The sequence below is a fragment of the Rhizobium sp. AQ_MP genome (assembly GCF_014237835.1).
Taxonomy (GTDB): domain Bacteria; phylum Pseudomonadota; class Alphaproteobacteria; order Rhizobiales; family Rhizobiaceae; genus Allorhizobium.
On record NZ_JACJVI010000098.1, the window covers coordinates 1 to 325 of the forward strand.

Below are 325 nucleotides of genomic sequence, written 5' to 3' on the forward strand. Positions count from 1 at the left end.
GCGCCGATCATCGGCTTCGAATCGGCAATCCGACGGCTGATCGAAGTTCCGGGCTTTGTACCCGGTGGCGATCTCAAAGGTCTCGATGGTGAGTATGTCTATGACGACACGACCATCGCCGGCGATGAAGGCCCAGGGAGAACCTACGTTCTGCTGCTTGGACACCTCTTGCGTCGTGTGGCAGGCGGCAATCTGCAGCGGCGGCTCCTCAATGCGCTGCGGCGTGACTACCCCGTCGTTGCAATCTTCGAAGATGCGAAAGGTGTTCCGGGCGAGATTGCGATCGCGGCTGACATCAACCTGGAGGGCGGGAGGCTCGATTACC

Annotated in this window: 1 protein-coding gene; it reads left to right on the forward strand. The window is 60.3% G+C overall.

What is annotated here, in order from left to right:
- A partial coding sequence (locus tag H6M51_RS24395; protein ID WP_185812332.1) for a hypothetical protein occupies window positions 1-325 on the forward strand: 325 nt, incomplete at both ends.